5 protein-coding genes and 1 pseudogene are annotated in these 5,455 nt (G+C 75.4%); 2 read left to right on the forward strand and 4 right to left on the reverse strand.

The genetic code is table 11. From position 1 onward, the window contains the following. A partial coding sequence (locus ACFVXK_RS36885) for a DEAD/DEAH box helicase (protein ID WP_389621230.1) occupies window positions 1–1,274 on the forward strand: 1,274 nt, incomplete at its 5' end. 141 nt (window positions 1,275–1,415) lie between these two features. Here the strand turns inward: ACFVXK_RS36885 and ACFVXK_RS36890 are convergent. The 4 genes from ACFVXK_RS36890 to ACFVXK_RS36905 form a co-directional block, all read right to left on the reverse strand. Continuing rightward, entirely contained in the window at window positions 1,416–2,369 is a 954-nt protein-coding gene (locus ACFVXK_RS36890) for a class I SAM-dependent methyltransferase (protein WP_389621233.1), read from the reverse strand. 117 nt (window positions 2,370–2,486) lie between these two features. After that, complete coding sequence (locus tag ACFVXK_RS36895) at window positions 2,487–3,065, reverse strand: hypothetical protein (protein ID WP_389621236.1); 579 nt, start codon at window positions 3,063–3,065, stop codon at window positions 2,487–2,489. A gap of 68 nt (window positions 3,066–3,133) precedes the next feature. Next, entirely contained in the window at window positions 3,134–3,868 is a 735-nt protein-coding gene (locus ACFVXK_RS36900) for an SDR family oxidoreductase (RefSeq protein ID WP_389621238.1), read from the reverse strand. Between the two features lie 75 nt (window positions 3,869–3,943). Next, window positions 3,944–4,951 (reverse strand): NUDIX domain-containing protein, encoded by a 1,008-nt coding sequence (locus ACFVXK_RS36905; protein WP_389621241.1) that lies wholly within the window; start codon window positions 4,949–4,951, stop codon window positions 3,944–3,946. 286 nt (window positions 4,952–5,237) lie between these two features. Here ACFVXK_RS36905 and ACFVXK_RS36910 point away from each other — a divergent pair. Beyond that, window positions 5,238–5,455 (forward strand): annotated as a pseudogene (locus ACFVXK_RS36910) (hypothetical protein); the annotation flags it as partial.

The raw sequence follows: 5,455 nt of genomic DNA on the forward strand, positions 1-5,455 counted from the left end.
AGCCCTTCCCGATCCAGGCGGCCACGCTGCCCAACTCCCTCGCCGGCCGTGACGTCCTCGGCCGGGGCCGCACCGGCTCCGGCAAGACCCTCGCCTTCGGCCTGGCCCTGCTGGCCCGGACCGCGGGCAGGCGGGCCGAGCCCAAGCGGCCGCTGGCGCTGGTGCTCGTCCCGACGCGCGAGCTGGCGCAGCAGGTGACCGAGGCGCTGGACCCCTACGCGCGGGCGCTGGGGCTGCGGATGGCGACCGTGGTCGGCGGGCTGTCCATCGGCCGCCAGTCGGGGGCCCTGCGCACCGGCGCCGAGGTCGTCGTGGCCACCCCGGGACGGCTGAGCGACCTGGTCAAGCGGCGTGACGTGCACCTGGAGCGGGTGCGGATCACGGTGCTGGACGAGGCGGACCAGATGTGCGACATGGGCTTCATGCCGCAGGTCACCGAGCTCCTGGACCAGGTGCACCACGAGGGGCAGCACATGCTGTTCTCGGCCACCCTGGACCGCAACGTCGACCAGCTGGTGCGCCGCTACCTGAAGGACCCGGTCTCGCACTCGGTGGACCCGCAGTCGGCGTCGGTGGACACGATGGACCACCACGTGCTGCACATCCACGCGGCGGACAAGGTCTCGGCGGCCACCGAGATCGCGGCGCGCGAGGGCCGGGTGATCATGTTCCTGGACACCAAGCACGGCGTCGACCAGTTCGTGAAGCACCTGCGGGCCATGGGCGTGCGGGCGGAGGGCCTGCACAGCGGGAAGTCGCAGCCGCAGCGCACGAAGACCCTCGGGCAGTTCAAGGACGGGCAGCTGACGGTCCTGGTCGCGACCAACGTCGCGGCGCGCGGCATCCACATCGACGACCTGGACCTCGTGGTCAACGTGGACCCGCCGGCCGACAGCAAGGACTACCTGCACCGCGGCGGGCGCACGGCCCGTGCGGGCGGGTCGGGCAAGGTCGTCACGCTGGTCACACCGAACCAGCGGCGCGACATGGTCCGTCTGATGGCCGACGCGAAGATCCGGCCCACGATCACCCAGGTGCGCTCGGGCGAGGCGGCGCTGAGCCGGATCACCGGCGCGCGCAAGCCGTCCGGGGTGCCGCTGTCCGGGGCCCTGCCGACCGACGCCAAGGGCCGCCCGAGCGGTACGGAGCTGGGCTTCCGGGGACTGGGCACCCGCCCCGGCCGGACCGGCCGGGGCAAGGAGTCCCGCAAGACGATCGAGGCCCGCCAGGCCGCCGAGGCCCGTCGCGCCGCCCGGGTCCGCAAGGGGCTCTGACAGCGCCGGCCGGTCGGCGGTACGGGCAGCCGGCCGCGGGGACCGTCGGCGGTACGGGCAGCGGGCCGCGCGTACCGCCGACGGTGCCGGGCCGGCGCGGCCCGGGGTGTCCGGCCCTGACCTGCCGGGCACCCCGCGGGCTCAGCCCCGGCGGCGCTTGGCGGTGACGATCGCCCGGGTGAGGACCGGCGGGAGCACGTCCTTGGCCACCGCGCGCCAGGCGGCCCCCGGCGCCGGCCGGGGAGCCGGCTTCGGGGCCGGCTTGGGCGCGGGCGGCGTCACCGGCTCCTCCGGTTCGGCCGGCGGGTTCAGCAGCCGGGGGGCGGGCGGGGCGGTCACGCCGTGGTCGCCGATGCGCACCAGCGGGCGCCCGCAGACCGTGTCCACGCCGTGCCACAGGTCGGTGCGGCCCTCCAGCCAGGCGAGCAGCGCCTTCTGGTGGGGCTCGGGGTCGTCCCAGGTCGCGTAGAGCTTCAGGCCGGACACGGCGATCACGCGCAGTCCGCCGACGGCCACCGCCTCCCACACCGCGGCCGCGACGCCGGGACAGTGCTCGGAGCGGTAGTCGTCGAAGACCACGACGGCCCCGGGGGTGGTGACGGTCTTCGAGGCGGCGATGTCCTGGACCACGTGCTCGTGGAGGTGGGAGGCGTCGATGTGCACGAAGCGGCAGCTGCCGGGACGCACCCGGTCGGCCACGACCGAGGTCGGGGCCTGTATGACGGTCGGCAATCCCTCGTGGAACGCCAGGTAGTTGGCCTCGAAACCGCGGCGGGTCAGGGTGGGGTAGGACTCCCGGACCTCTTCGAGGTTGTCGTCGTCGGGCGCGGGCGAGTCGAAGAGGTCGACGACGGTGAACTCCTCCCCCTCCCGCAGGTACCCGGCGAGGAAGATCGCGCTCTTGCCCATGAACGCGCCGAGTTCGAGGAGGTCGCCCTTCGCGTCGGCCGTCTCGTTCTGGCGGGCCAGGAACCAGTCGAAGAGGACCTGGTCAGACGCCGAGAACCAGCCCTTGACCTCGTCGTACGACCGGGGTGCGGGCGGTGCGGGCTCGGCGTCGGAGGTGGTGACGGGAGCCTGTGAAACGTGCGACACGGAGAGTCATCCTCCAGCGGAATGGCATCGGTTCAACGCTGATACCCGGCCGGGTACGCCGACTTTAAACCCCCGAACGGGCGTATGGCGAGAATTCCGGAGGATTGATCGTTCCGTTCAGAGGGTGGCGCGGCGGTGCAGCCGGCGGGCCGCGGCGGTGCGCACGCCGCGGGCCCGGGCGGAGGCCGCCAGCAGGGCCAGCGCCTCGTCGGAGGCGGGCGAGCGCACCGCGGTGCGCTGGCACCAGTCGGAGGCGGCGGCGAGGTCGGCCGGGGACCAACTCCCGCCGCCCGCTATCGCCTTGAGGAGGGTCCACTCGCGCAGCCGGCGGGCGGGGAAGGCGTGGCCCTCCAGTACGGAGCGCAGCGCGCGGGCCCAGTCGGCGAACGCTTCGTCCGGCAGCAGGCGCGCGGCCCGGCGGTCGAGGTGGGTGACGACGGCGCTCTGCGCCATCACCGGGTCGGGGTCGCGCAGGACGGCGGCCACCGCTCCGGCCTCCCCCGTCACACCGGTCGCGCCGGCGGCGGCGAGGAGGTCGAGGTGGCGGGCGTAGCGCCAGCGGTCGGGGGCGCCGGGCGCCGGGGCGGCCGCCGGTCTCACGCCGGGCGCCCGGCCGTCCTCCGGCGCCGGCCGCGCGGCAGGCGTCTGGGGGGCGCCCCCCGGCGTCCCGTCCGTCCGTATCTCAGTGGTCCCCATGCCCCCATTCCACACGACCGGCCCGGCCGCCGCCGGGCCGGGGTGCCGCGGGTGCCGTGGCCGCCGCTTCAGACCTGTTCGAAGGAGAACGACTTGATGAAGCAGTCCCGGGGCTGGCCGATGGCGAAGAAGACGCAGTCGACCAGCGACTGGGAGGTGAGCGGGTCCCTCGCGGTGCGCGGGGCGTCCTGCCAGGCCGGGGAGAGCGGGTCGTGGTTGTCGAAGTCCGGCGGGTAGAGGGAGATCACCCGTACGCCCTGGCCGCGTAGCCGGCGGGAGAGGGTCTCGGTGAAGCCGGCCTGGGCGCTCTTGGCGGCGTAGAAGGAGTCGTGGGCGTCGGAGCGCTGGTTCCCCGGCTCGCCGCAGCTCGACACCATGGTGACGATGTCCGGCTTGTCCGAGGCCAGGAGCAGTGGCAGGAAGGCCTTGGTGGCGAGGACGGTTCCGGTGGCGCCGGAGGCGAGGGTCTCGACCACGTCCTCGTCGGAGGCGGAGAGCAGGTCCGTGCCGTGCTGGTAGCGGGCGCCGTTGTTGACCAGGACGTCGATGTGCCCGCCGCGGGCGGCGACCGCCGCGGCGAAGGCGCGTACGGACGCGGGGTCCGTGAGGTCGCAGGCGTGGGCGTGGACCCGGTCGGGGTCGTGGCCCTGTCCGATGATCTCCTGGCGGACGTGTCCGGCGGCCTCGGCGGTGCGGGCCGAGAGGTGGACCTCGGCGCCCCTGGCGGCGAAGGCGATGGCCAGGGTCCGGCCGAAGTCCCGACCCGCCGCCGTGATGACGACGCGGTGGTTCTCGAGTTCCACGGTTGACTCCCCCGTTCGTGTGCTGGGTGCACATGGTCTCAGGTGTCGATCATGGTGTGGCGGCGCGTGGGCCGCTCACCAGCGCAGGCCCTGTTCGGGGAGCTCGGTGGGCGGGGTGCGGGGCGGGACGGGCAGGCCGAGCTGGGCGCGGGCCGCGTGCACCGCCGCGACCTCCTGGGGGCCGGCCGGGCCCCAGTCGCTGAGCTCCCGCACCTGTTCCGGGGTGGCCAGCAGGCGGGCGTACGCCGGGTCCCCGGCCGGGGCGAGCCCGGTGAGGCGGGCGGCGGTACGTGCCAGCGCGGCACGGTCGGCGTAGCGGTAGCCGAGCGGCAGGGCGGCCACGGCGGGCTCCGCCCTGGGGGCGGGGAGGTGGGCTGCGCCGGTGGCGCGGGCGACGAGCAGCAGGACCCGGCCGTCGGGGGCGAACAGCCAGCCGCAGTGGCCGCGTACGGGCAGGTGGGCGGGGACCGGGCCGGGGTGCCAGGTGCCGTGCTGCGGGACGCGGCGGGTGCGCAGGACGCCGAGCCGGTCGAGGGCGGTGGGGGTGGTGGGGCGGCCGTCCTCCAGCAGGGCGGGGCCGGAGCCGTTGATCCGGGCCCGGAGGGCCGCCAGGGCGCGGCGGGCGTCACCGGGCTCCATCAGGGCGGGCAGGTCGGCCGGCTCGGCGAACTCGATGCCGGTGATCTCCTGGGCGGGCAGGCGGATGGACTCGATCCGGTCGGGGGTCCAGGTGCCGCCGTCGTACACGTGCAGGATCTCGCCGGGGAAGCACATGTCGGCCGGGAAGCCGGGGGCGTCGGCGGGGATCCAGTCCACGGCGAGCCCGCGCGGGTAGCGGCCCTCGACCCCGAGCTCCTCGCGCACCTCGCGGGCCGCCGCGGCCGCGGGCGCCTCGCCGGCGTCCACCGCGCCGCCGGGCAGCAACCGGTCCGGGCGGTAGTCGACGCTCTGGACGAGGACCCGGCCGTCGGTGTCGGTGACCAGGACGACGGCTCCGGTCCAGAGGGCGGCGCGCGAGGCCCCGTACTCCGCCGGGGTCATCCAGGTGCCCCTGCGTCCGGGGTCCTCGGTCAGCTGGGGCATGGGCACTCCGTTCACCGTGGGTGGGTCCGCCGCCTGTGCAACAGCGGGCGCGACCGTCGGGTTACGGCGGGCCACGGGTGGTGGGGGCCGATTCCGCTTTACCGCCCGTATACCTTCAGACGCCTTCCAGGGTCTCCTTATTGCCCGATTATGTCGATCTTGATACGGTCCGTCGTGCGGGCTGGCGGTGTGAAAGTCGCTGGTCCGACCACGTATGCGGCCCCGCAGTCACCCCTTCGTGTGAGCGGGGGCGCCGGGCGGTGCCCCGGTACGGCAGGGTGGGCGGATGCCGTCGCGCCTCTCCCTCCCGCTCTGGGTCCCCGTCCTCGTCCTGGCCGCCGGGTGTGTGACCGTACGGCCGCCGGCGCCCGCCGAGGCCCCGCGCCCGGAGCCCGCGGCGGCCCGCACGGCGCCGTCCCCCCGGCCGCCCGCGACCCGGGGGCTCCCCGGGCGGCCCGCGCCGGAGGGCCTCCCGCTGGGACCCGTGCCGGAGCCGCAGGAGGC

It is taken from the genome of Streptomyces sp. NPDC058157, assembly GCF_042884105.1.
Taxonomy (GTDB): Bacteria; Actinomycetota; Actinomycetes; order Streptomycetales; family Streptomycetaceae; genus Streptomyces.